Origin of the sequence: Defluviitalea phaphyphila (assembly GCF_001466305.1) — a bacterium.
GTDB lineage: Bacteria > Bacillota > Clostridia > Lachnospirales > Defluviitaleaceae > Defluviitalea_A > Defluviitalea_A phaphyphila.
The window spans coordinates 191,738-215,424 of record NZ_JWID01000003.1; the positions used below are offsets into that span (position 1 = coordinate 191,738).

General features: G+C 27.9%; 24 protein-coding genes. 3 read left to right on the forward strand and 21 right to left on the reverse strand.

The features are described 5' to 3' along the window. Positions 1-29 precede the first annotated feature (29 nt). From OM90_RS03610 to OM90_RS13435, 3 genes are all read left to right on the forward strand, one after another. A complete protein-coding gene (locus OM90_RS03610; RefSeq protein WP_058485524.1) occupies positions 30-1,238 on the forward strand; it encodes an argininosuccinate synthase in 1,209 nt (402 codons plus the stop codon). Positions 1,239-1,327: 89 nt separating this feature from the next. Next, on the forward strand, positions 1,328-2,719 hold the full coding sequence (gene argH / locus OM90_RS03615) for an argininosuccinate lyase (protein ID WP_058485525.1): 1,392 nt from the start codon (positions 1,328-1,330) through the stop codon (positions 2,717-2,719). Between the two features lie 50 nt (positions 2,720-2,769). After that, a complete protein-coding gene (locus OM90_RS13435; protein WP_242860856.1) occupies positions 2,770-3,036 on the forward strand; it encodes a DUF1294 domain-containing protein in 267 nt (88 codons plus the stop codon). A gap of 13 nt (positions 3,037-3,049) precedes the next feature. Here the strand turns inward: OM90_RS13435 and spoIVA are convergent, their stop codons facing one another. From spoIVA to fliK, 21 genes are all read right to left on the reverse strand, one after another. Then, complete coding sequence (gene spoIVA / locus OM90_RS03625) at positions 3,050-4,528, reverse strand: stage IV sporulation protein A (RefSeq protein WP_058485526.1); 1,479 nt, start codon at positions 4,526-4,528, stop codon at positions 3,050-3,052. A gap of 98 nt (positions 4,529-4,626) precedes the next feature. Continuing rightward, positions 4,627-5,724, reverse strand: coding sequence for a homocitrate synthase/isopropylmalate synthase family protein (locus tag OM90_RS03630; protein WP_058485527.1), 1,098 nt, complete (start codon positions 5,722-5,724; stop codon positions 4,627-4,629). A gap of 13 nt (positions 5,725-5,737) precedes the next feature. Next, on the reverse strand, positions 5,738-6,592 hold the full coding sequence (locus OM90_RS03635; RefSeq protein WP_084757954.1) for a molybdate ABC transporter permease subunit: 855 nt from the start codon (positions 6,590-6,592) through the stop codon (positions 5,738-5,740). Between the two features lie 8 nt (positions 6,593-6,600). Continuing rightward, complete coding sequence (gene modA, locus OM90_RS03640; RefSeq protein WP_058485529.1) at positions 6,601-7,401, reverse strand: molybdate ABC transporter substrate-binding protein; 801 nt, start codon at positions 7,399-7,401, stop codon at positions 6,601-6,603. A 1-nt stretch (position 7,402) separates the two neighbouring features. Further along, positions 7,403-7,537, reverse strand: a complete 135-nt coding sequence (locus OM90_RS03645) for a hypothetical protein (protein WP_330381820.1) — start codon at positions 7,535-7,537, stop codon at positions 7,403-7,405. An 11-nt stretch (positions 7,538-7,548) separates the two neighbouring features. Further along, entirely contained in the window at positions 7,549-8,439 is an 891-nt protein-coding gene (nifB, locus tag OM90_RS03650; protein WP_058485530.1) for a nitrogenase cofactor biosynthesis protein NifB, read from the reverse strand. A 41-nt stretch (positions 8,440-8,480) separates the two neighbouring features. Then, on the reverse strand, positions 8,481-9,866 hold the full coding sequence (locus OM90_RS03655) for a nitrogenase component 1 (RefSeq protein WP_058485531.1): 1,386 nt from the start codon (positions 9,864-9,866) through the stop codon (positions 8,481-8,483). Then, complete coding sequence (gene nifE / locus OM90_RS03660) at positions 9,823-11,223, reverse strand: nitrogenase iron-molybdenum cofactor biosynthesis protein NifE (protein WP_058485532.1); 1,401 nt, start codon at positions 11,221-11,223, stop codon at positions 9,823-9,825. The genes OM90_RS03655 and nifE overlap by 44 nt, the downstream gene beginning before the upstream one ends. Before the next feature lie 97 nt (positions 11,224-11,320). Further along, positions 11,321-12,685, reverse strand: coding sequence for a nitrogenase molybdenum-iron protein subunit beta (nifK, locus tag OM90_RS03665; RefSeq protein ID WP_058485533.1), 1,365 nt, complete (start codon positions 12,683-12,685; stop codon positions 11,321-11,323). 1 nt (position 12,686) lies between these two features. Continuing rightward, positions 12,687-14,288, reverse strand: coding sequence for a nitrogenase molybdenum-iron protein alpha chain (nifD, locus tag OM90_RS03670; protein ID WP_202813783.1), 1,602 nt, complete (start codon positions 14,286-14,288; stop codon positions 12,687-12,689). Positions 14,289-14,313: 25 nt separating this feature from the next. Beyond that, the gene (locus OM90_RS03675; RefSeq protein WP_058485534.1) at positions 14,314-14,700 is read right to left on the reverse strand and encodes a P-II family nitrogen regulator; all 387 of its coding nucleotides are present in this window, start codon (positions 14,698-14,700) and stop codon (positions 14,314-14,316) included. A gap of 12 nt (positions 14,701-14,712) precedes the next feature. Next, positions 14,713-15,039, reverse strand: coding sequence for a P-II family nitrogen regulator (locus OM90_RS03680; protein WP_058485535.1), 327 nt, complete (start codon positions 15,037-15,039; stop codon positions 14,713-14,715). A 118-nt stretch (positions 15,040-15,157) separates the two neighbouring features. Continuing rightward, entirely contained in the window at positions 15,158-15,982 is an 825-nt protein-coding gene (gene nifH / locus OM90_RS03685) for a nitrogenase iron protein (RefSeq protein ID WP_058485536.1), read from the reverse strand. Positions 15,983-16,275: 293 nt separating this feature from the next. Next, the gene (locus OM90_RS03690) at positions 16,276-17,316 is read right to left on the reverse strand and encodes an NAD(P)H-dependent glycerol-3-phosphate dehydrogenase (protein ID WP_058485537.1); all 1,041 of its coding nucleotides are present in this window, start codon (positions 17,314-17,316) and stop codon (positions 16,276-16,278) included. Positions 17,317-17,318: 2 nt separating this feature from the next. Then, the gene (plsY, locus tag OM90_RS03695) at positions 17,319-17,936 is read right to left on the reverse strand and encodes a glycerol-3-phosphate 1-O-acyltransferase PlsY (RefSeq protein WP_064505494.1); all 618 of its coding nucleotides are present in this window, start codon (positions 17,934-17,936) and stop codon (positions 17,319-17,321) included. A gap of 4 nt (positions 17,937-17,940) precedes the next feature. After that, on the reverse strand, positions 17,941-19,266 hold the full coding sequence (gene der / locus OM90_RS03700; protein ID WP_058485539.1) for a ribosome biogenesis GTPase Der: 1,326 nt from the start codon (positions 19,264-19,266) through the stop codon (positions 17,941-17,943). Further along, entirely contained in the window at positions 19,259-20,599 is a 1,341-nt protein-coding gene (locus OM90_RS03705; RefSeq protein ID WP_058485540.1) for a DUF512 domain-containing protein, read from the reverse strand. The genes der and OM90_RS03705 overlap by 8 nt, the downstream gene beginning before the upstream one ends. An 83-nt stretch (positions 20,600-20,682) precedes the next feature. Next, positions 20,683-21,513 (reverse strand): peptidoglycan editing factor PgeF, encoded by an 831-nt coding sequence (gene pgeF, locus OM90_RS03710; protein ID WP_058485541.1) that lies wholly within the window; start codon positions 21,511-21,513, stop codon positions 20,683-20,685. Between the two features lie 23 nt (positions 21,514-21,536). After that, positions 21,537-21,902, reverse strand: a complete 366-nt coding sequence (locus tag OM90_RS03715; protein WP_058485542.1) for a YraN family protein — start codon at positions 21,900-21,902, stop codon at positions 21,537-21,539. Next, the gene (locus tag OM90_RS03720; RefSeq protein ID WP_058485543.1) at positions 21,895-22,173 is read right to left on the reverse strand and encodes an EscU/YscU/HrcU family type III secretion system export apparatus switch protein; all 279 of its coding nucleotides are present in this window, start codon (positions 22,171-22,173) and stop codon (positions 21,895-21,897) included. The genes OM90_RS03715 and OM90_RS03720 overlap by 8 nt, the downstream gene beginning before the upstream one ends. Positions 22,174-22,175: 2 nt before the next feature. Then, positions 22,176-23,666, reverse strand: a complete 1,491-nt coding sequence (fliK, locus tag OM90_RS03725; protein ID WP_058485544.1) for a flagellar hook-length control protein FliK — start codon at positions 23,664-23,666, stop codon at positions 22,176-22,178. Positions 23,667-23,687 lie beyond the last annotated feature (21 nt).

Genomic DNA, 23,687 nt, shown 5'->3' on the forward strand with positions numbered 1-23,687 from the left:
TTAAAATTAATTAATTAGGAGGCTTTAATATGAAGAAAAAAGTCGTATTAGCATATTCAGGTGGATTAGATACAACGGTTATATTACATTGGCTAAAAGAAAATTTTGACTATGAAGTGATTGCTGTATGTGTAGATGTAGGTCAAGGAAAAGAATTAGAAGGAATGGAAGAAAAAGCTCTTGCAAATGGTGCAAGTAAACTTTATATAGAAGATGCAAAAGAAGAATTTATGAAAGACTATGTATTCCCAATGATTAAAGCTGGAGCTGTATATGAATCCAAATATTTCCTTGGAACTTCCATTGCACGACCTCTTATTGCTAAAAAATTTGTTGAAATTGCTCTAAAAGAAGGTGCAGAAGCGATTTGTCATGGTTGCACTGGTAAAGGAAATGACCAAGTTCGTTTTGAACTTGCTATAAAAGCTTTGGCTCCACAACTTAAAATTATTGCTCCTTGGAGAATATGGGATATAAAATCTCGTGAAGATGAAATAGAATATCTTGAAAAAAGAGGAATTCCTGTTCCTATGACAAGAGAAGAAAGTTATAGCCGTGATAGAAACATGTGGCATTTAAGTCATGAAGGCTTAGACTTAGAAGACCCAAGTAGGGAACCAAATTATGATAAATTACTTAAATTAGGAGTAGCTCCTGACAAAGCTCCAGATGAACCTACTTATATAGAATTAGAATTTGAAAAGGGAATTCCTGTGAAATTAAATGGTAAAGCTCTGTCTCCTGTGGATATGATGTTTAAGCTTAATGAAATTGGAGGTAAAAATGGTATTGGACTATCCGATATTGTAGAAAGCCGTGTAGTTGGAATGAAATCTAGAGGAGTATATGAAACTCCTGGTGGAACTATCTTATATGCAGCTCATGAAGAACTAGAACATATGTGTTTAGACCATCAAACTTATAGCTATAAACAACAAATTGCTTTAAAATATGCAGAACTTATTTATAATGGGGAATGGTTTACTCCTCTTAGAGAAGCGCTTGCTGCATTTGTTGATTCTACTCAAGAAACTGTATCTGGTAAAGTTAAATTAAAATTATATAAAGGAAATATTATTCCTGCTGGTACAACTTCTCCCTATTCTTTATATAATGAATCTATTGCAAGCTTTACTACAGGAGAATTATATAACCATAAAGATGCGGAAGGTTTCATAAACTTATATGGTCTTCCATCTAAAGTAAGAGCTATGATGATGCAAAAAAATAACAAATAACTTTATAAAAATAATAAATAGAACCAACTCTACTGCTTAAAATTGGGTTGGTTCTATTAATGAAAATTTAAATATTAGGATGTGATATAATGAAGTTATGGGGTGGCAGATTTTCTAAAACAACTAATTCTAAAGTAGATGATTTTAATTCTTCTATTTCCTTTGACCAAAGACTATACAAACAAGATATTTTAGGAAGTATAGCCCATGTTTCTATGCTGGGAAAACAAAATATTATTCCTTTAGAAGAAGCTAAAATAATAAAAAAAGAACTCCAAAATATATTAGAAGACATTGAAGCAGGTAAAATCGAATTTGATGTAGAAGCTGAAGATATTCATATGAATATAGAAAAAATTTTAATATCAAGAATTGGAGATATTGGTAAAAAACTTCATACTGGACGAAGTCGTAATGATCAAGTAGCATTAGATATGCGTATGTATGTAAAAGATGAAATTATAAAAATACAATCTATGATTTTAAATCTTCAATCTGTTTTAGTTAAACTTGCTAAAGAACATACTAAAACTATTATGCCTGGATATACCCATCTTCAAAGAGCTCAACCAATTACTTTTTCTCATCATTTAATGGCTTATTTTGAAATGCTAAAAAGAGATTATGAAAGGTTAAATGATGTTTATAAACGAACTAATATTTTGCCATTAGGTTCAGGAGCTTTAGCTGCAACTACTTATCCTCTTGATAGATATTTTGTTGCAAAAGAATTAGGTTTTTCTGATATTACTTATAATAGTTTAGATGGGGTTTCTGATAGAGATTTTTGTATTGAACTATTAAGTGCTATTTCTATTACAATGATGCATCTTAGTCGTTTTTCTGAAGAGATTATTTTATGGAGTTCCCATGAATTTCATTTTATTGAATTAGATGATGCTTATTCCACAGGAAGTAGTATTATGCCTCAAAAGAAAAATCCAGATATTGCAGAATTGGTTCGTGGAAAAACAGGACGAACATATGGGGATTTAATAAGTCTTTTAACAACTATGAAATCCCTACCTTTAGCTTATAACAAAGATATGCAAGAAGATAAGGAAGCAGTGTTTGATGCCATTGATACTATAAAAATGTGCTTACCTATATTTACTTCTATGATTGAAACTATGACAGTGTTAAAAGATAGTATGTATAATGCTGCCGGTGGAGGCTTTACTAATGCTACAGATGCTGCTGATTATTTAGTGAAAAAAGGAGTTCCTTTCAGAGATGCTCATGCAATAATCGGAAAATTAGTATTATATTGTATTCAAAATAATAAATCATTAGAAGATTTGACTCTTGATGAATATAGAAAAATTTCACCCATTTTTGACCAAGGTATTTTTAAAGCCATTTCCCTAGAAGAATGTGTTAACAAAAGAAATATTATAGGTGGTCCTTCTGAAGAAATTATACTTAAACACATAGAAATTGCTGAAAAGTTTATTAATGAAGAAAAATCCCTCTATTCTTAAGAGGGATTTAATGCATAATAAATATATAAAAATTAAGGAGAAATTATATAGTGAAAATTTTAATTTTTTTTATATTAATTAATTTTATTACTTCTATTGTATTCGGTTTAGATAAAAGAAAGGCAATAAAAAATAAATGGAGAATTTCTGAGAAAAAGCTTATTTTTTTATCTTTTTTCGCTCCACTAGGAGCTTTAATAGGTATGCGTATTTTTCACCATAAAACTAAAAAATTAAAGTTTAATATTTTAATTCCTTTATTTCTTGTTATTCAAATGTGTATTTTGGTATATCTTTATTTAATATACCTAGTTTAAAAATTATGATTTTTTATAAAATAATACAAATCAATCCTCCACTTCCTTCATTAATAATTTTTTGTAATGTTTCTTGAAGTTTCATTTGAGCATCTTCAGGCATACGATATAATTTGTTTTGTAATCCTTCATTGACTAGTTCATGAAGAGATTTACCAAAAATATTAGATTCCCATATCTTTTTAGGGTCTGTTTCAAATTCACTCATTAAATAGCTAACTAATTCTTCACTTTGTTTTTCAGTTCCTACAATAGGTGATACTTCAGTTTCTATATCAGCCCTTATAAGATGAATAGATGGAGCACTAGCACGAAGTTTAACTCCAAATCTATTTCCTTGTTTAACTATTTCGGGTTCTTCTAATTTTAGTTCATCTAACATAGGAGTAACTACCCCATATCCTTTCTCTTTTACTTCGTGAAGTGCATAAGAAACTTTATCATACTCTCTTTTTGTATCAGCCAATTTACGAATTAAAGAAATTAATTGATGTTCCCCTTCTATTTCTATTCCTGTTGTTTCTGACAGAACTTGATAAAATAACTTATCTTCTGTATTTAAATCAATTTTTACAATTCCTTCTCCTAAATTAATCTTTTCTTGATATACTCTTTTTATAAAATCATAATTATTAAATTCTTTTATAGAATCTTTTAATTCTCTTAATTTATGAATGGGATATATAGTATCTTTTACGGCAGATATTATTTTATTTTTTAACCAATGATTCTTATCTAAGGCTTCAATCCACTTAGGTAAAATAAATTGAATTTCTTGAACAGGGAATTCATATAAAACACTTTCCATTATTTTATTTATATCATCATCTTTTAATTGTGCACAATTACAAGCAATAACAGGTACATTATAATTAGATTCTAATTCTTCCTTTAATTCCTGTGTATCTGCATCATACGGTTTAGTAGAATTTAATAATACGACAAAAGGTTTATTAATTTCTTTTAATTCATTTATAACTCTTTGTTCTGCTTCTTCATAATCATCTCTTGGAATATCAGTTATTGTCCCATCAGTAGTTACAACAATCCCTATCGTAGAATGGTCATTAATTACTTTTTTTGTCCCTATCTCAGCTGCTTCTGTAAAAGGAATTTCATATTCATACCAAGGAGTATTAACCATCCTAGGATTCTCTCCCTCTAAATGCCCTATAGCACTAGGAACCATATATCCTACACAATCAATCATTCGAACATTAAATTCTAAATTATCATTTAAAGAAATAGTTACTGACTCATTAGGAATAAACTTTGGCTCCGTAGTCATAATAGTTTTCCCTCCTGCACTTTGAGGAAGTTCGTCTTTTGCCCTTTCTTTATTATAACTATCAGATATATTAGGTATTACTAGTAAATCCATAAATCGTTTAATAAAAGTTGATTTCCCTGTACGAACTGGTCCTACTACCCCTATGTAAATATCTCCATTTGTCCTTTGAGCTATATCTTGATAAATATTAAAATTTTCCATGTATTCCCTCCTAATCAATCTATTATTGTATGGATACATTAAAAATATATGTTTAAAAAAATGTATTATTACAAATAATAAAGGATATATAAAAAATTTTATATATCCTTACTCAAAACTAAATTTTCCACATCCTTACTATCATAATAAATTTTTCTTATATCTTCTAATATTTCTTTTGCTTTCTTTTTATCTATTTCTTTTCCGGATTGTTTATATTTATAAATTATAGAAGCTGAACCTGAAAATTTTCCTATTACAATTTCTCTTTTTCTCCCTAATAATTCTGGAGGGAATATTTCATAATTTTTACTGTTTTTTAACAATCCATCTATATGAATACCTGACTCATGAGAAAAAACAAATTTACCAGTAATAGGTTTTAAATCACCAATATGTCTTTTTGAAGCTATTTGAACCATTTCACATAACTTAGTTAATTGTTTTAAATTAATATTTGTACTCACATTTTCCATTAATTCTAATCTTACTACAATCTCTTCTAAGGGAGTATTCCCTGCTCTTTCTCCTAAACCGTTTATACTACAACTAATATACTCTGCTCCAGCTTTAAAAGCACATAAAGCATTAGCAGTAGCCATACCAAAATCATTATGACCATGAAAATCTAAATCTAAAGAAATATTATTTTTAACTTTTTTTATAACATCATAGGTAGTTATAGGGTCAAGGACTCCTAAAGTATCTGCATATCGTATTCTTTGAGCTCCTTCTCTTTCTGCTAAATAAAAAAATTCAAGTAAATCTTCTATTTCAGTTCTTGAAGCATCTTCTGCTCCAACAGATACGACACATCCTTTAGATATAGCATAATTAATTACTTCTTTAGTCTTTTCTAACATCCATTTTCGACTTTTATTAAATTTATTATAAATTTGAATATCTGAAGTAGGCATGGATAAATGTATATTTTTTATTCCACATTTTAAAGAACAATCTACATCTTCTTTTAACATTCTATTCCAAGTTAAAAGTTCTGACCTTAACCCTAAACTATTAATTTTTGAAATCATTTGTATTTCTTGTATTCCCATAGCTGGAATCCCAATTTCTATAACATGAACGCCTATGTCATCTAGCTTTTTAGCAATACCTAATTTTTGTTCTTTTGAAAAAGCTACTCCTGCAGCTTGCTCTCCATCTCTTAAAGTTGTATCTATTATTTTTATATTCATTGTTTAATCCCCCCTATTTGTTAGAAAAAATTAAGTTAATAAATAAAATAGGGAATAGAAAAAATAAAACGTGTATTCCTGCTAAGGCTACTGCTTGTAATGTATTTTTTTGCACATAAGTATAAATTAAAGTAGATAAAGTTTGAGTTTTCCCTGGAAGGTTCCCTGCAAACATCATTGTAGCTCCAAATTCTCCAAAACTTCGTAACATACTCATGGTGATTCCTGTTAATATATTTCTCTTACTCATAGGAATATAAATATATAAAAGTAGTTCTTTATATCCTGCTCCATAAACTAATGCAGCTTCTTTAATACTATCGTCAATTTCTGCAAATCCCTCTTTTACGCTTTGAATAAAAAGTGGAGAACTAACAAATATTTGTGCAATTACAATTGCTAAAAATGTAAAAGGAATATTAAGATTAAAATAATTAAGTACATCTCCTAATATTCCTTTTCTTCCTAAAGTCATTAATAAAGCTAATCCTGCAATAGATGGTGGTAAAGATAATGGGATAGATATTATACCTGTCATTAAGGCATAAGTTCTATTATTTTTATTTGCTATAAAAAATGCTGTAGGAATTCCAATTAATATTATTAAAGTAGTAGATATTACTACAGAAATTAATGTAATAATAATTGTATTTATAGTATTAGTATTAAATAATATTTGTTTATAATCTGTTAAAGAAGGTCTTATAAATAATGAAGAAATAACTAATATTATAAAACTAATTTCTAAAAACCCTACAATATTAAAAAAAATAGAACTAAATTTTATTAATTTTTTTTTCTTTTTATTTTTTACAACATTAGATTTTATTGCTGAATCCAAAGAATATCCAGACATATTTATCACCATCTTTATATTTACTCTGTATTAAACCCATACTTTTGTAATATAGCTTTTCCTTCATCTGATAAAATAAATTCTAAAAATTTCTTACTTTCTTCTTGTTTTTTTGATTCATTTATTAAACCAATAGGATATTGTACTTTTACATTATATTGATCATCAATCTCAACACTTCTGATTTGATTTTTGCTATTTTCATATAAAATATCTGTCCTATACACAATTCCTGCGTCTACTTCTCCTAATTCAATTTTTGATACAATACTTTTTACATCTAACTCATGAGATACCACATTATTCATGAAATTTTCTATGAATTCTTTCGAGAAATTTCCGCTTTTTTCTATATTGTCTAACCATTGTAATGTATATTTTCCTACAGGAACAGATGAATCAGCTATGGCTAATTTTATTCCTTCTTTTCCTAAATCCTTTGTTTCTTTAATACTATCATTTTCATTATTTATTCCTATTATTAATTCATTTTCTGCAAAAATTATAGAATCTTTTACTAACTTTTTTTCAGTTAAATAATCCATATAAGAAATATTAGCAGATACAAAAATATCTGCTTCTATCCCTTCCTCAATTTGATTAACTAAAGACTGAGTTCCTGCAAAATTTAATTCTATATTAATATCATGATTTTTTTCTTCATATTTTTCTTTTATTTCTGTAAATACTTCTGTCAAGCTTGCTGCTGCCATAACTCTAATATTAGTAACCTTTGTTTGGCTTGAAGATGTTTCGTTTTTAGTACATCCTATTAATAATATAAAGCATACTAATATAAAACTAAGTATTTTCTTTATCATTTTATATCACCAATCTATCCACTACTTTTCCGCCTTCAATATGAGAATCAAAAATCTCTTCTACATCATCATACGTAACACCTCCATACCAAACCCCTTCTGGATAAACTATAACAATTGGTTTAAATTTATTCATATTTACCCTCCTTAACTAATTTTTGTTAAAATATTATCTGACATATGAGTATAACATTTATGTTCAAAATTCTTTGATATATCATGTGAAAGTTTACCTATGGCATCTGCTCTACATTGTCTACAATGAGACATTTGTTTTATATATTTTTTACAGTTCTCTCTTACAATATATAATTCTTTATTTGAAACTATAGGCATATGTTCAAAGAAACTCCCTTTTACAGGAATTAATGGCATAATATTCGTCATAAAAGCTCCTTTATTTTTTACTTCAATTACTAACTTTTCTATATGATCATCATTAATTGTTTTAATAAATACAGTATTTATTTTACAAAATACTCCTTTATCACTTAAATATTTTAATCCCTCTAATTGATTATCTATCAAAATCTTTGCCCCTTCTTTTCCTGAATACTCCTTATTTTTATAATTAATTTTTCTATAAATATTAGCTCCTATTAAAGGGTCAATTGCGTTAATTGTTATAGTTACATATTCCACTCCTAAATTAATAATTTCTTCTGCATAATCTGGCAACATAAGACCATTAGTAGATAAACAGAAAATAACTTCTGGATCATATTCTTTAATTCTTTCTATAGTTTCCTTGGTTTTATCAAAATTTGCTAATGCATCTCCTGGCCCAGCTATTCCTAGAACCGTTAAATTTTTAAGTTGATTTTTAACATATTTATATTTTTCTAAAGCTTCTCTAGGCGAAAGTACTTGACTAGTTACACCAGGACGACATTCATTAGCACAATCATATTTACGATTACAATAATTACATAAAATATTGCAATCAGGTGCTACTGGTACATGCATTCTTGCATAATTATGAGCTTCTATATTATAACAAGGATGTTTTGATATTGACCTTTTATTTAAATCGGACATATTTATCCTCCTTTTCTACATTTTTTTAATATTCCAGTTTATTATTTCAACTCACTATAATCTACTGATGTAAGATAATAACGTCTATATAAATCACTCCTATAAGAAGAATACTTTCTTTGTAATAGGGTATTTGTTATTGTATCTAATAATCTTGTAGATCCTTCATAGCCTATGGTTAATAATCTCTGTCCACCTACTCTATCATGAATTGGAAACCCTATTCTTATAAGAGGAATGTTTTCTTTTTCTTCAATAAATTTTCCGTCTGAATGGCCAATTAAAAGATTTATTGAATTCTTTTTTATATATGAATGTATAGTATCAAAATCCGCATTTTCTAAAACAACTGAATTATAATTTTTTTGGCATAAATCTTCAATTAACATCTTTTTTAATAAATCTGATTTAGTACCTGTTGCAACAATCCTAGGCTCTATACCATTTTCCATACAAAGTTTTGTAATTGCATAAACTATTTCCGGATCTCCAAATATGGTTGCTTTACCTTCAGAATTATATTTATGTGAATCAATCATTGCGTCTAACATTCTTCCTCTTTCTTCAAGATATTCTTGAGGTATTTCTTTTTCAGAAATTTCTGACAAAATATTAAAAAAATAATCTGTATTCTCAATACCTATGGGTAATGGACATCTATATAAAGGAACACCATAGGTATCTTCAAGATATTTACCAGGAGAATATTTTTCTGGTACAAATAATCCAATCTCAATTGTAGCTTTAGCGCCACTCATCTTTTTTATATCTTCAAGAGATGTTCCTCCTGGAGTAATTTTCTTATATGAATTATTAAATGGAGCATCTAAAGTATTTGATATATCTGGTAGTAAAGTATATTGTATCCCAAAATCTTTTAACCATTTTTTTATTTGCCTTACATTTGCAGGAGAAATATTTCCTACAATGATATTTAAAGTATTATTAGGATAAGAAATATTTGTCTGGTGTTCTACAATTTTTCTTAAAGCATAATAGTATCCTTCATAATGTGAACCTCCATATCCTGGAGTTGACGCTGTTATAAATTGAATATCTTTAATATTTTCTTCTTCTATAAAATCCTTTACAATATTATCTATATCTTCTCCTATGGTTTCAGCTAAACAGGTAGTAGATATTCCTATAATTTGAGGATTATATAGTTTAATTAAATTTTTTAATCCTTTTTTTAAATCTCTAGCTCCTCCATAAATCGTTCCTTTCTCATTTAAAGAAGAAGAAGCAATATCCATTGGTTCATTATAATGGGTTGCTATATGTCTTCTAATATATGTGCTACATCCTTGAGAACCATGGAGAAGCATCATGCATCCTTCTATTCCTTTAAAAGCGATAGCTGCACCCATTGGCATACACATTTTACACGGATTCATATTCAAATTTGTAAAATTTCTTTTTGACATCCTTTTCACCTTCTTTTTTTACATACTCCCAAACAGGGCTGTTAACAGTTATATCTAATTCTTTTGCAAAGTTTATAGCTCCTTCAAAACCAGACAGAGGATGCTTGCGTTCATGATTATGGTCAAAAAATGCAATTCCTAATTTATAAGCTAGTGGTCTTTCTTTTACTCCTCCTACTAAGACATCTGCTCCCTTTTCTTTTATAAACATTTCTAATTCTGTTGGATTCGCATCATCTAAGATAACTGTCCCCTCATCTGTTAGACTTTTAATCAAATCATATTCATCTTGACTTCCTGTTTGTGTTCCTACCATTACTGTTTTCATTCCCAATTCTTTAAATTGTTTAATAAGAGATATAGCTTTAAATCCACCTCCAACATAAATAGCAGCACTTTTCCCATATAATCTTTTTTTATAATAAGATAATTCTTTTTCAAATTTCTTTTTTTGAACTGAAATAAATTTTTCAACATTGTCAATGACTTCTTTATTACCTAATTGTTTAGCAATATTTCTAAGAGAATTAATAGTATCTTCAATTCCTACAAAACTAACTTTTATATAAGGAATTCCATATTTTTTTTCTAATTGTTTTGCTAAATAAACCATAGACCCAGCACATTGAACAATATTTAAGGATGCCTTAGTAGCTTTAGTTATTTCTTCAAAAGAAGAATCTCCAGTTAATTTTGTTATAATAGGAACTCCTATTTTCTTTAAATAATTTTTTATAATCCAAATTTCTCCTGCTAAATTGAAATCTCCCAAATAATTAATTCCAAATTCTTTTTTGTGCTTTGGGTATCTAGATATTAAGTTTAAGATAGCATTACACCCAGCTTTATATCCACTTTTTTTGTTACCTGCAAATCCTGAAGATTGTACAGGTATAATTTCTATTCCATATTTTTCTTGAGCTCTTTTACAAACTGCTTCTATATCATCACCAATTACTCCTACTACACAAGTAGCATATACAAATATTAACTTAGGATTATACCTATTTACAATTTCATCTATAGCATTGGATAATTTCTTTTCTCCTCCAAAAATAATATCTTGTTCTCTAAGATCCGTAGAAAAACTATTTCTATATACCTCTTCTCCACTGCTTAAACTTCCTCTAATATCCCACGTATAACTTGCACACCCTATAGGACCATGGACAATGTGATATGCATCGGTAATTGGGTTTAATACAACTCTGGCCCCACAATATACACAAGCTCTTTGACTTACTGCTCCTGAAACACTATTGGTATCACATTTGATATTTCTATTTTCAAACTTAGAATTACATATAATTGATTCCTTGCGTTCATCTAAAGTTTTAAAATTTTCATGATTTGTCATTTTAATCACCTCTACATACCTATATATTTTATGTGTAGAGAACAATATTAAAAAATATTTTAATATATGTTCTCTACACAGTTTAGGAAGGGCTGAATCACATTACAAGCTCAAAATCTTCATCTGCACATTCACGGTCAAATTTATCTAATAAAGCTGAACTGATTTTTTCTATTATTCTTATAGCTCCTTTATATCCAACAGTTGGCAAATAGGTATGTCCTACTCTATCTAAGATTGGAAATCCTACTCTGACTAAAGGAATATTTTCTGCTTTAGATATATATTTACCATAGGTATTTCCAATTAATAAATCTACAGGTTCATTTTTTATCCATTGATGAAGTTCAAATAAATCTCCTGCAGATTTTACTTTTCCTTCTATTCCTGCATCTTCTAACATTTTAGTTACTATATCATCAAAATCCTTACCAGGGGTTCCTGTAATCACATATATTGGTTTCATTCCAAGACTAATAGCAAATTCTGTCATTGATATGGTTATATCTGGGTCTCCAAAAATAGCAACTTTTTTCCCACTATAATGTTGATGAATATCAATCATTAAATCTACTAATTGTCCTCTTTCTTCTTCTAACTCATATGGTATTTCCTTTCCTGTTAAACTAGCCATTTTCATAATTAACTCATCTGTTGCTTTAATTCCTACAGGACTTTTTAAAACATATGGAGTCACATTACATTTTTTTTCTAATTCATAAGCAGCCTGTTCTGAAGCAAATTTTCCTAATGCAATAGTAGCTCTAGACATACCTGTAGCTTTAAGTTCTTCCACAGTTGTTCCTCCATCAGGGTACATAATAAACTTTCCTGTATTAGGAGTATCAAGAACTCCACTAGTATCTGGGAACATGATAATATCTAATCCCATTATTTTAGCTATTCTTTTTATTTCTCTCATATCACTAGGTTCTACAAATCCAGGAATAATATTTACTTTTTTAGTTAAAACATTTTCTTCTTTTTCCGAGAAATAAGAAACCATTGCTTTAACCATATTAGAAAATCCTGTTATATGTGAACCTACATAACTAGGAGTATTAGCATGTATAACATATTTCCCTTCTGGAATATCTGTTGATTGAATAATAGAAGGGATATCATCTCCTATAGTTTCTGATAAACAAGTAGTATTAATAGCTATAACATCTGGCTTGTAAATATTAAATACATTTTTTATAGCAGTTTGTAAATTTGGTTTTCCCCCAAATACTGCTGCTCCTTCCGTAAAAGAACTTGTTGATGCCATAATAGGGTCTCTATAATGTCTTGTTAAATGCATACGATGATAAGAACAACATCCTTGTGAACCATGACTATGAGGTAAACATTTATGAATCCCTAAAGCAGCATACATTGCTCCAATAGGTTGACAAGTTTTTGCTGGATTAATTGTTAAAGCTTTTCTTTTTGATATTTCTTTAGGCGTTAATTCTAACATTTTAGCCAACCTCCTTTTCTACCATGGAAGCTTCTAATAAAGGTTCTTTTTTCCATGGTGGAACTACATAACTCCATGCAGGAGTAAAAATTCCAGCTGATATATCTCTTGCAAAATTTACTGCTCCTTTAAATCCTGCATATGGACCACTATAATCATATGAATGCATTTGTTTTGAAAATACTCCCATTTTTTGGATAACATATTTATCTTTTATTCCTGAACCAAATACATCTGGTTTTAAAGCTTTTATAAATTCTTCAGTTTCAAAATGATTTAAGTCATCTATAATAACAGTGTTTTCTTTAGAAGCTTTAATTAACCCTTCATAATTGCTTAAAGGCATTTCTTTTTTTAGCTGTTCAAGTTTTTCTGGAGATAAATATAAACGATATCTTTTTTCATCTTTTTCAACATGAAGTTCTTCTATATTTCTACTATCTGCATCAATTTGAATATGTGGAAGAACATCTCTTCCTTCATAATCATCTCGATGAGCAAATTCATACCCTGCTAAAACTGTTTCAATGCCCAAATCTTTAAATAAATCTTGATAATGATGAGCTCTTGACCCTCCAACAAAAAGCATAGCAGTTTTTCCAGAACACATATTCCTATAATATTCCATTTCATCCTTAATATCTGCTAATTCTTCTGCTATTACTTCTTCTGTTCTTTTAATTAAGTCTTCATCTCCAAAATATTTAGCCATATTTCTTAAAGTTTCTATAGTAGATTGTATTCCAATAAAATTAACTTTTAGCCAAGGAGTACCATATTTTTTTTCTATCATATCTGCAACATAATTAATGGAACGATGACATTGTACTAAATTTAAATCTGCATTATGAGCATTTTTAAGACGTTCATAACTTCCATTTCCTGTCATAGTAGAAATAATGTTGTATCCAATTTTAGTTAATATCCTAGATATTTCCCATTCATCGCCACCAATATTATATTCTCCAAGAAGATTAATTGAATAAGGAATTTTTTCATCATTTCCTGTTCCAATAATATGTTTCATTAATCCATTGTTTGCTATATGATGTCCTGCTGACTGACTTACTCCTTTATATCCTTCACAACTAAAAGCAACCACTTTTATTCCATATTCTTTTTCTGCTTCTGCTGCTACAGTGTGTATATCATCACCTATTAAACCTACAGGGCAAGTAGCACTTATAGTTATTGCTTCCGGTTTAAAAATTTCAACTGCTTCTTTAATTGCCTGACGAAGCTTTTTTTCTCCTCCAAAAACAATATCACTCTCTTGCATATCTGTGGAAAAACAATAATGCAAGAAATTTTTTTCTCCTCTAGTTGCTTTTCCTTTATTTCGTCTAGTATTCCAAGTATAATAAGAACACCCTATTGGCCCATGAACAATGTGAACCATATCAATAAGTGGACCTACAACAACACCTTTACACCCAGCATAACAACATCCTCTATTTGTAATAATTCCTGGAATTGTTCTTGTATTAGCAGTTATTTCTTGTTTTTCATCAGATTTTTTTATTAACATATGTTTTTTTCTGTTTTTCATTACTTTTGCCGGATAACTGTCTAAAATTTTCTCCATAGCTTTTTCTGCATTCATCCTAATCACCCCATTTTTAAAATTTTTATATGGCAATCTCTCCTGTTTCTCCCGTTCTTACTCTTATAACCTCTTCAATAGGTATTACAAATATTTTTCCGTCTCCCATATTTCCTGTTTGGTTTACTTCAATAATTATATCTATTACTTTCTTTACATCCTCATCTTTTACAATCATTGTAATCATTCTTTTAGGAATTAAACGATGTGCCTCAGAAAGCATCTCCATTTTTTTACTAGATGTTTCTATTTTTTCCCCAGATATTAAAGATTCAATTAGTTCATAGTCAACTTTTTTCTTTCCTCTACCTTGCACTTTTCTGCAAGTCATAGAAGGGAATCCAGCTATAGATAAAGCCTCTTTTGTTTGATTAATCATATCCATTCTAATAATTGCTATTATTTCTTTCATTATCTTCCCTCCTTATAACTCACTTTCTCCAGTACTTATAGTGTATACTTCTTCTACACTATTAATAAAAATCTTTCCATCTCCAAAAGCGCCTTCTTCTCCTGTTCTTGCATTTTTTATAATAATTCTAACAACATCATCTTTATTTTCATCATCAACTACTAACATTAACATTTCTTTAGAAATTTCATCATAATGAATATTTCCAACTTTAACTCCTCGTTGTCTTCCTCTACCCGCTACATCTATTTTAGTAACTGCAGGAAATCCTGCATCACTTAACTCCGATAATACTTCTTGAACTTTATCTGGTCTAATAATCGCTCTTATCATTTTCATAATAATTCTCCTTTTTATTAGATAAAATAATTGATTTTTTTGTAGTATTTTGTTATAATTTTTATGCTGTATATTTTTTATTTTGTATGCGTAAAAAGTATATTAGATAATATACTTTTTACGCTACATCTAAAATTCCAAATTCCATTAAAATTTCTTCTAATCTTTCTTGAGTCATGGGTTTTGGAATAACGAACATGTCATTATCATCTATAGCTTTTGCAAGTTTTCTATATTCATCAGCTTGATTTGATGTTGGGTCAAAATCGATTACTGTTTTTCTATTTATTTCGGCTCTTTGAACAATATTATCTCTAGGAACAAAATGAATTAATTGAGTTCCTAATTCTTTAGCAAAGGCTTTTAACATTTCTAATTCATTATCAACTTTTCTACTGTTACATATAATTCCTCCTAAACGAGTTCCTCCTGTTTTTGCATATTTTTGAATTCCTTTTGATATATTATTTGCTGCATACATAGCCATCATTTCCCCACTAGCTACTATATATATTTCTTGTGCCTTTCCTTCTCTAATAGGCATTGCAAATCCTCCACAGACAACATCTCCTAAAACATCATAAAAAACATAATCTAAATCTTCTTTATAAGCTCCTAAACTTTCTAACATACTAATTGAAGTAATAATTCCTCTACCAGCACATCCAACTCCTGGTTCTGGTCCACCGGATTCAACACACTTAATTCCTTTAAATCCTATTTTCATAATTTCATCTAAATCAATATCATCTCCTTCTTCACGTAAAGTATCTAATACTGTCTTTTGAGCCAATCCACCAAGAATTAATCTTGTAGAATCTGCTTTAGGGTCACAACCAACAATCATAATTTTTTTTCCCATTTCTCCTAATGCCGCTGTTAAATTTTGTGTTGTTGTTGATTTTCCTATACCACCTTTTCCATAAATAGCTACTTGTCTCATTAACATCATCCTTTCTAAAAATTTTTTATATATTGTTAAAGGGGTCTATAAAACAAATTAATATGTTTTATAGACCCCTTTGTCAACTTATGAACTTGAGAGTACATTTTTAAATTTATTCAATTTTTTTAATTAAAAAAGTCTTAAGCAACACTCAATTTGCTTAAGACTCCCTTGTCTTTATAATTATTAAACAATTTTCATTTTTATGGGAAAATAATAACATAAATATCGAAGTTTTGCAAGTATTTTTTTAATAAAAAATAATTTTTTTATTAGTTAAAATATTTTTATTATTCTTTTTCCCATGATACATAATGATTCCAATGAATTTCTTCTTTTTGATGTTCAATCTTTTTATCTCTCATCATAAGGTCTACTACAGCTTCTTTAGGAGATTTCCCTTCAAAAAGAACTTTATAAATTTCTTGTATAATAGGCATTTCTACATTATATTTTTTAGATAATTTGTATGCCGCTGTTGCACTATTAACTCCTTCTACTACCATTTTAACTTCTTTTAAAGCTTCTTCTAAAGATTTTCCTTGTCCAATTAATATTCCTGCTCTACGATTTCTACTATGCATACTAGTACAAGTAACAATTAAGTCACCAATTCCTGATAATCCATTAAAAGTTTGAAAATCTGCTCCCATAGCTACTCCTAATCTAGTAATTTCTACCATTCCCCTTGTCATAAGAGCAGCTTTTGTATTATCTCCAAACCCTAAACCATCAACTATTCCAGCAGCTAATGCAATTACATTTTTTAATGCTCCACCAAGTTCAACTCCTATTAAATCTGGATTTGTATAAACCCTAAATTTAGGAGTCATAAATGTATCCTGTACTATTTCTGCAACTTTTTTAGATTTAGAAGAAATAACACAAGCTGTTGGAATATCTTTTGCCACTTCTTCTGCATGACTAGGTCCAGACAAGGTAGATACTAAACAATGTGGAACAACTTCTGAAATTACTTGCGACATAGTTAAAAGAGTGTCATTTTCTAAACCTTTTGAAGCATTTACAATTATCTGTTTTGAATTTATGTATGGCGCAAAATTTTCCATATTATCACGTACAAATTTAGAAGGAATGGCAATTACCACTATGTCTTTATTAAAAAGAGCTTCAACAAAATCAGAAGTAATTTCTATATCATTGGGAATGAGAACTCCAGGAAGAAAAGACAAATTTTCTCTAGTTTTTTCTATTACTTTTTTTTCTTCTTCACTAAAACACCATAATGTTACTTTATTACCATTCTTATTAAGAAGTATAGCTAAAGCTGTTCCCCAGCTTCCAGCTCCCATAACAACTACTCTTTTCATTTTTACTTCTCCTCCACTTGTTTATTGGAACGATGTCCTAATTTTGTTTCTTCTCCTGTAAGTAAACGTTTAATATTTGTTCTATGTCTAACTAAAGCTGAAATCATTAAAAAAATTCCTAGTAACAAAATCTCATAATTACCTTTCCAAAATATACTAAATAATATTGGAATTGCAATTGCCATAATGATAGACCCAAGAGATACAAAACGAGTTATACCTATAATAAGAATCATTATTCCTATACAAATTAATCCTATTTTATAATCAAAGGATAATAATATCCCCATAGTAGTAGCAATGCCTTTTCCACCTCTAAAGTTTAGGAATACAGGCCAATTATGTCCTATAACTGCTGCTATTCCTCCATATAAAAGAGCTAGAGGATTATTAGGAAATATTAATTTACATAACATAACTACAATTATTCCTTTTAAAAGATCACCTATAAAAGTTATAACGCCTGCTTTCCAACCCATTACCCTTATGACATTAGTTGTTCCTGCATTACCACTACCAAAATTTCTTATATCTATTTTTTGTAATGCTCTTCCTAAAATATATGCTGTTTGAAAACATCCTATTATATATCCTATTAGTATGCATATTATTCTAAACATATATTTATTCCTTTCCTCTCTTTTCTCTAACAATAAAATGTAGAGGGGTACCTTTAAATCCAAAAGCCTCTCTTAATTGATTTTCAATATACCTTTTATAAGAGAAATGCATTAATTCTCTATCATTTACAAATAATACAAAACTAGGTGGTTTTATACCCACTTGAGTCATATAATAAATTTTTAAACGTTTTCCTTTATCTGAAGGTGGTTGATTCATTGCCATAGCCTCATATAAAACTTCATTTAAAAGACCTGTACTAATTCTAAGAGAATGATTTTGAGATACTATTTTAATCATTTCAAACAATTTATGAACTCGTTGACCTGTGAGTGCTGATATAAATAATTTAGGTGCATACGGCATATAACTTAACTTAAATTCAATATCTTTCAAGTATTTATTCATTGTTTTATCATCTTTTTCTATCTTATCCCATTTATTAACTACTATTATTGATGCCTTTCCTCTTTCATGAGCAATTCCTGCTATTTTAGTATCTTGTTCTGTAATACCTTCTTCTGCATCAATAAGCAATACTGATACATCAGCTCTTTCTATTGCCGCTACAGTTCTTACTATGCTATATTTTTCTATATCTTCTTTTACTTTGTTTTTTCTTCTTATCCCTGCCGTATCTATAAAAACAAACTTATCTTCTCCAATTGTAACAGGTGTATCTATAGCATCCCTTGTAGTACCAGGAATATCACTTACAATAACTCTTTCTTCTCCTAATATTTTATTGATTAATGAAGATTTTCCTACATTAGGCTTACCTATTATAGCCACTTTTATTACTTCATCTTCATAATTAGTTTCTTCAGTTTTATCAAAATATTTTACAACCTCATCAAGCATGTCTCCTAATCCTAAAGGTTGAGCTGCTGATATAGGAATAGGATCTCCTAATCCCAAATTGTAAAATTCATATATATCCATATTATCTTTTACCATATTATCTACTTTATTTACTACAAGAACTACAGGTTTTTGGGATTTTCTAAGCATATTAGCTACTTCATGGTCTGAATCTGTAAGTCCTTGTTTTACATCTACTAAAAAGATTATTACATCTGAAGTTTCAATAGCTATTTCTGCTTGTCTTCTCATCTGCTTTAAAATAATATCTTCTGCATTAGGTTCAATTCCTCCTGTATCAATCAATGTGAATTTATGATTTAACCATTCAGCTTCTGCATATATTCTATCTCTAGTAACTCCAGGAGTATCTTCAACTATAGCTATTCTTTCTCCTGCTAATCGATTAAACAATGTAGATTTTCCTACATTAGGTCTTCCAACAATCGCAACAATAGGTTTACTCATTTGTATTCTCCTTTATATTTAGTATTGCTTTAATAAAATCTTCTCCAGATGTTCCTACTATCTCTATAGGAACTTTTAATTTTTCTTCTAGGTCTTTAGCATACATATCATCTAAAAGTATAGTATCATTATCTCTAAAAGTATTTTGAGGAAGTAATAATCTCCCTCCTAATTTTTTATCTTTTAATTGATTTAATATATCTTGTCCTGTCATAAGTCCTGCCACTGTAATTTGTTCTCCAAAAAAATAGTTTATAATAGGATATATATAAACCTTAAGATTCGAGTATTTATTTTCTAACTTATTAACTAATTCTTTTATAAATGGATAAGTAATAACTCCTGTAGCCATTGAAATTTCTATATTTTCTTCTAATTTATCTGGCAATTTTTTAAAATATTCATTAAACTCATGCTTCATTAATGCAATCATTCCTACTCCATTTTCAATCTGAGGGAAATCTTCATATCTTTTATAATCAGGAACTTCTATTTCTCCTGTTAAATAAAACTCATCAGCTGCATAAATGAAAGTATTATTATATTTTGCTTTATAATAATCTTGCCATTTATGAATAATTTCTATAACTTCCCTTGCATCTTCTTTTGTAAAAGGTTCTAAAGGATATAAATTATCCCTAAATTTAGAAAGTCCTACGGGAACTACAGATGTACTTTTCATATTTGGTAAAAATTGTTCTAAGTCTCTAATTGTTTTATCTAAAATATTTCCATCATTTAAACCTTTACATAAAACTATTTGTCCGTTTACTTCAATTCCTGCATCTACCATCCTTTTTATTTTACCTAAAAAATCTCCTGCAGTAGGATTTTTTAACATTTTCTTTCTTACTTCAGGATCTGTAGCATGAATAGAAATATTCATAGGAGATAAGCGATAATATATTAATCTGTCTATATCTTCATCACTCATATTAGTTAATGTAATGTAATTCCCATTTAAAAAAGACATTCTCCAATCATCATCTTTAAAATATACTGTTTTTCTCATATGAGGAGGCAATTGATCAATAAAACAAAAAACACATTTATTTTTACAAGCTTTTAAATTATCCATAAGTTCATTTTCAAATACTAATCCCAAATCTTCATTTATGTCTTTTTCAATTTCAAATTCCCATTCTTCATTAGAATCGTTTTTACGAATTAATAAAGTTATTTCTTCATCGGATAATAAATATCTATAATCAAAAACATCTTCTATTATTGAATTGTTAATAGAAAGAAGAATATCTCCTGCTTCAATTCCTAGTTCCTCCCCAATACTTTGAGGTAGTACTTTTACAATCTTATGTTCTTTATATCTTTTCAAAATTTCGACAACTCCTGTATGCTTAATAATTACTATGTCTTTATTATATCTAAAATAATAAATTTATCAATTAAATTTATTATTTATTTTAATTCAATAATTGCTGCTAAATTTCCTCTTTTCCCATTATGTCCTCTATGAGAAAAGAAAATATCTTTATTACATTTAGTACACATATCTGTTACTGTAATATTAGAAGGTAAAATCCCTCCTTCTAGCAAAGTTTTCTCATTAGCTTTCCATAAATCAATAACATATTTCCCATTATTTTGAGAATAAATTATATTTTTTGTATCTACAAAAATTTTTTCAAACTCATCAACTACTGGTTTATCTACTTCAAAACAACATTTCCCGATAGAAGGACCTATCCCTACTAATGTATCCTTAGGGTTTGAATTAAACTCCTTTTTAAATATTTTTATCATTTCTAGTCCTATTTTCTTAACTGTTCCTCTCCATCCAGCGTGAGCAAGTCCCACTGCTTTAGCTACTGGGTCTAAAAAAAAGAGTGGAACACAGTCTGCATAAAAGGTTATTAAAGGAATTTTAGGGATATTAGTAGCTAGTCCATCGATTTCTTTACTATATTTAATGAAATTAAAATTATCACTTATGTCTTCTTTTTTTATAACTCTTATTTTTTTTCCATGTACTTGATCTGAAAAAATGAGTTTATTATAATCAATTCCTATGGCACTACATAAAATTTTATAATTTGTCTTAACATTTTCCTCATTATCCCCACGTCCAAAACCTAAATTAAGAGATTCATAAATTCCTTTACTAACTCCTCCTAATCGAGTACTAAAACAATGATTTACAAGATCAGTTTTATCAAAGCTAGGAAATGTAATATAGAAAAGGTTATTTTTTTGATGAAAAGATAAGGTCTGTGTACGATTTTGATACATTCTAATCCTCTTCCTTTATAAAATCATAAAATAGGATAAAAAGCATTTCTTATTAAAGTTATTTTCAAATTTGGATATTCACCCAAAATTTCAAGAACATCAAATCTACAAGGTTTATCCCATAATTTATATTTTTGAATATACCATAAAGCCACTTTAGATATAGTTCTTTGCTTATAATAATTTACTGCTTCTCTAGGATATCCACGGGAAAGATTTTTTCTATATTTTACTTCTATAAACACTAAATATTCTTTTTCTTTTGCTATTATATCTATTTCGCCAATTTTACATCTAAAATTTTTTTCTAAAATAGTGATTCCTTGTTTTTCCAAAAATTTTACTGCTAATTTTTCGCCCCATTCTCCAATACTTCTTTTATTAATCATTTTTAAATTTCTCCTGTAAATTATCAATATTTCCAACAAAAACTAAAATTTCTGCCACAACTTCATATAATTCGGGAGGAATTAGATCTCCTATTTCTAATTCAGTTAACATATCTGCTAATTTATGGTCTTCATAAATAGGAATATTCTCTTCTTTTGCTTTATTCATTATATTCTCAGCAATAACTCCTTTACCCTTTGCTAAAACTTCTGGAGCAGTATTACCTTTTTCATATCGAATAGCTACAGCTTTTCTTATTTTTTTATCCATAGTTACACCCTCATATCAAAAGAATATCTCTTTAACTCTTCATTTAAATCAGAATTATTCTCCGTAGGTTTTAATATATTAAACTTTTCTTCTAATTTTTCAAAAGTAATATTTTTTAAATTATATCCTTTATTAGATAAACTATTAATTAATTTTTGTATATGTTTTTTAATAATATCTTTATAAATCTCATTTTCTAATCTAAATTGACAGTATATATCTTTTAAATTTTTTTGTAAAAATATTTCTAAATGTCCTAAATTTTTTAAGTCTAATGCTATAAAAGCAGATATAGAACTAGATTTATTCCTTTTATTTTTATTTCTTCTAAAAACATATATTTCCACTTGAGTATTGTTATTATTAATATTAATAGGAATTTGAACATAAGTTTCATATTTATTTAATTGATTCATAAATTCTAAATTATTTTTAATTTGTTTTGATATATTTGTAATTTCATTTTCATCATTTGAGCCTATTCTATTTTCTATATCAATAACAAATTTATATAATTTATTCAAAGTTTCATCTAATTTTTTTTGATCTTTTAATTGCTCTAAAGGAATATTTATATCGTTTTGTACTACTTTAAAAAGACTTTTAAATTTATCTGATAAAGTAATTTCTAAATGACTTTTATCTTTATTATTTATCATAAATTCTTTAATATGCTGTTTAAAAAAATTTAATATTTCGTTATCTTCTAATAAAAAAGATTTTATTTTATTATTATTTAATAAAGTTAAATTATTGTTAAGATTTCTTTCATCAATAATTATATCGTTTAAAAATTCATAATTCTCATATATATAAATTAAACTTTTTATTTCTTTTTGAAGAGAAGTAAAAGGTAAGGAGTCTGCAATATCATAGCTATTTAAAAGTTCTAATTTTAAATTATAATCTTTTATATTATTTATTTTACCCATAAATTCATTAATTTGTTCTTCTAAATTAAAATTATGGAGAACATAATTTTTTAATTGATTAATATTTTCTTCATTAATAGGTATTTCATTATTGATAAAAAATATTATTTCTTCTAATTTAAGATTTGGATTATTTTTAAGTTTTAAAAAAATATCTTGCAAACTACTTTTATCTATTGATAAATGATTATCTAAAAGTTTTTCTACCATTTCGATATTTTCTGAAGTGGCTAAAAGATTAGCTGAATCTAAAGCATCTAAAATAATATTTAATTTTGGATTTTCATTTTGATTTTTCAATGTTTCAAGTAAAATTTGTTCATTTGAATTAGATTTTACTTTAAAAAGCATAGTTTCTCCTATTTTCATCTCTAATAATTCATTTTGTAATTTTGCCTCTATAGACATGCCATTATCTAAACACAATAATACCTTATCTTGTTGAATATCTATAATTTGAGCTTTAAAAATATCTCCTAGTTTTAATTTTAAAAAAGACTTTTCTAAAGGTAAATTAAACTTTTGAATTGAATTTAATTCATTATATTTATTTATTCTCATAATAGCACCTCACAAAATAAG

What these genes read in the sequence shown, in the direction of transcription:
- OM90_RS03610 (WP_058485524.1), top strand. Translation starts at nt 30, where the DNA reads ATGAAGAAAAAAGTCGTATTAGCATATTCAGGTGGATTAGATACAACG.
- argH (WP_058485525.1), top strand. Translation starts at nt 1,328, where the DNA reads ATGAAGTTATGGGGTGGCAGATTTTCTAAAACAACTAATTCTAAAGTA.
- spoIVA (WP_058485526.1), bottom strand. Translation starts at nt 4,528, where the DNA reads ATGGAAAATTTTAATATTTATCAAGATATAGCTCAAAGGACAAATGGA.
- OM90_RS03630 (WP_058485527.1), bottom strand. Translation starts at nt 5,724, where the DNA reads ATGAATATAAAAATAATAGATACAACTTTAAGAGATGGAGAGCAAGCT.
- OM90_RS03635 (WP_084757954.1), bottom strand. Translation starts at nt 6,592, where the DNA reads ATGGTGATAAATATGTCTGGATATTCTTTGGATTCAGCAATAAAATCT.
- modA (WP_058485529.1), bottom strand. Translation starts at nt 7,401, where the DNA reads ATGATAAAGAAAATACTTAGTTTTATATTAGTATGCTTTATATTATTA.
- OM90_RS03645 (WP_330381820.1), bottom strand. Translation starts at nt 7,537, where the DNA reads ATGAATAAATTTAAACCAATTGTTATAGTTTATCCAGAAGGGGTTTGG.
- nifB (WP_058485530.1), bottom strand. Translation starts at nt 8,439, where the DNA reads ATGTCCGATTTAAATAAAAGGTCAATATCAAAACATCCTTGTTATAAT.
- OM90_RS03655 (WP_058485531.1), bottom strand. Translation starts at nt 9,866, where the DNA reads ATGTCAAAAAGAAATTTTACAAATTTGAATATGAATCCGTGTAAAATG.
- nifE (WP_058485532.1), bottom strand. Translation starts at nt 11,223, where the DNA reads ATGACAAATCATGAAAATTTTAAAACTTTAGATGAACGCAAGGAATCA.
- nifK (WP_058485533.1), bottom strand. Translation starts at nt 12,685, where the DNA reads ATGTTAGAATTAACGCCTAAAGAAATATCAAAAAGAAAAGCTTTAACA.
- nifD (WP_202813783.1), bottom strand. Translation starts at nt 14,288, where the DNA reads ATGAATGCAGAAAAAGCTATGGAGAAAATTTTAGACAGTTATCCGGCA.
- OM90_RS03675 (WP_058485534.1), bottom strand. Translation starts at nt 14,700, where the DNA reads ATGAAAGAAATAATAGCAATTATTAGAATGGATATGATTAATCAAACA.
- OM90_RS03680 (WP_058485535.1), bottom strand. Translation starts at nt 15,039, where the DNA reads ATGAAAATGATAAGAGCGATTATTAGACCAGATAAAGTTCAAGAAGTA.
- nifH (WP_058485536.1), bottom strand. Translation starts at nt 15,982, where the DNA reads ATGAGACAAGTAGCTATTTATGGAAAAGGTGGTATAGGAAAATCAACA.
- OM90_RS03690 (WP_058485537.1), bottom strand. Translation starts at nt 17,316, where the DNA reads ATGAAAAGAGTAGTTGTTATGGGAGCTGGAAGCTGGGGAACAGCTTTA.
- plsY (WP_064505494.1), bottom strand. Translation starts at nt 17,936, where the DNA reads ATGTTTAGAATAATATGCATACTAATAGGATATATAATAGGATGTTTT.
- der (WP_058485539.1), bottom strand. Translation starts at nt 19,266, where the DNA reads ATGAGTAAACCTATTGTTGCGATTGTTGGAAGACCTAATGTAGGAAAA.
- pgeF (WP_058485541.1), bottom strand. Translation starts at nt 21,513, where the DNA reads ATGTATCAAAATCGTACACAGACCTTATCTTTTCATCAAAAAAATAAC.
- OM90_RS03715 (WP_058485542.1), bottom strand. Translation starts at nt 21,902, where the DNA reads ATGATTAATAAAAGAAGTATTGGAGAATGGGGCGAAAAATTAGCAGTA.
- OM90_RS03720 (WP_058485543.1), bottom strand. Translation starts at nt 22,173, where the DNA reads ATGGATAAAAAAATAAGAAAAGCTGTAGCTATTCGATATGAAAAAGGT.
- fliK (WP_058485544.1), bottom strand. Translation starts at nt 23,666, where the DNA reads ATGAGAATAAATAAATATAATGAATTAAATTCAATTCAAAAGTTTAAT.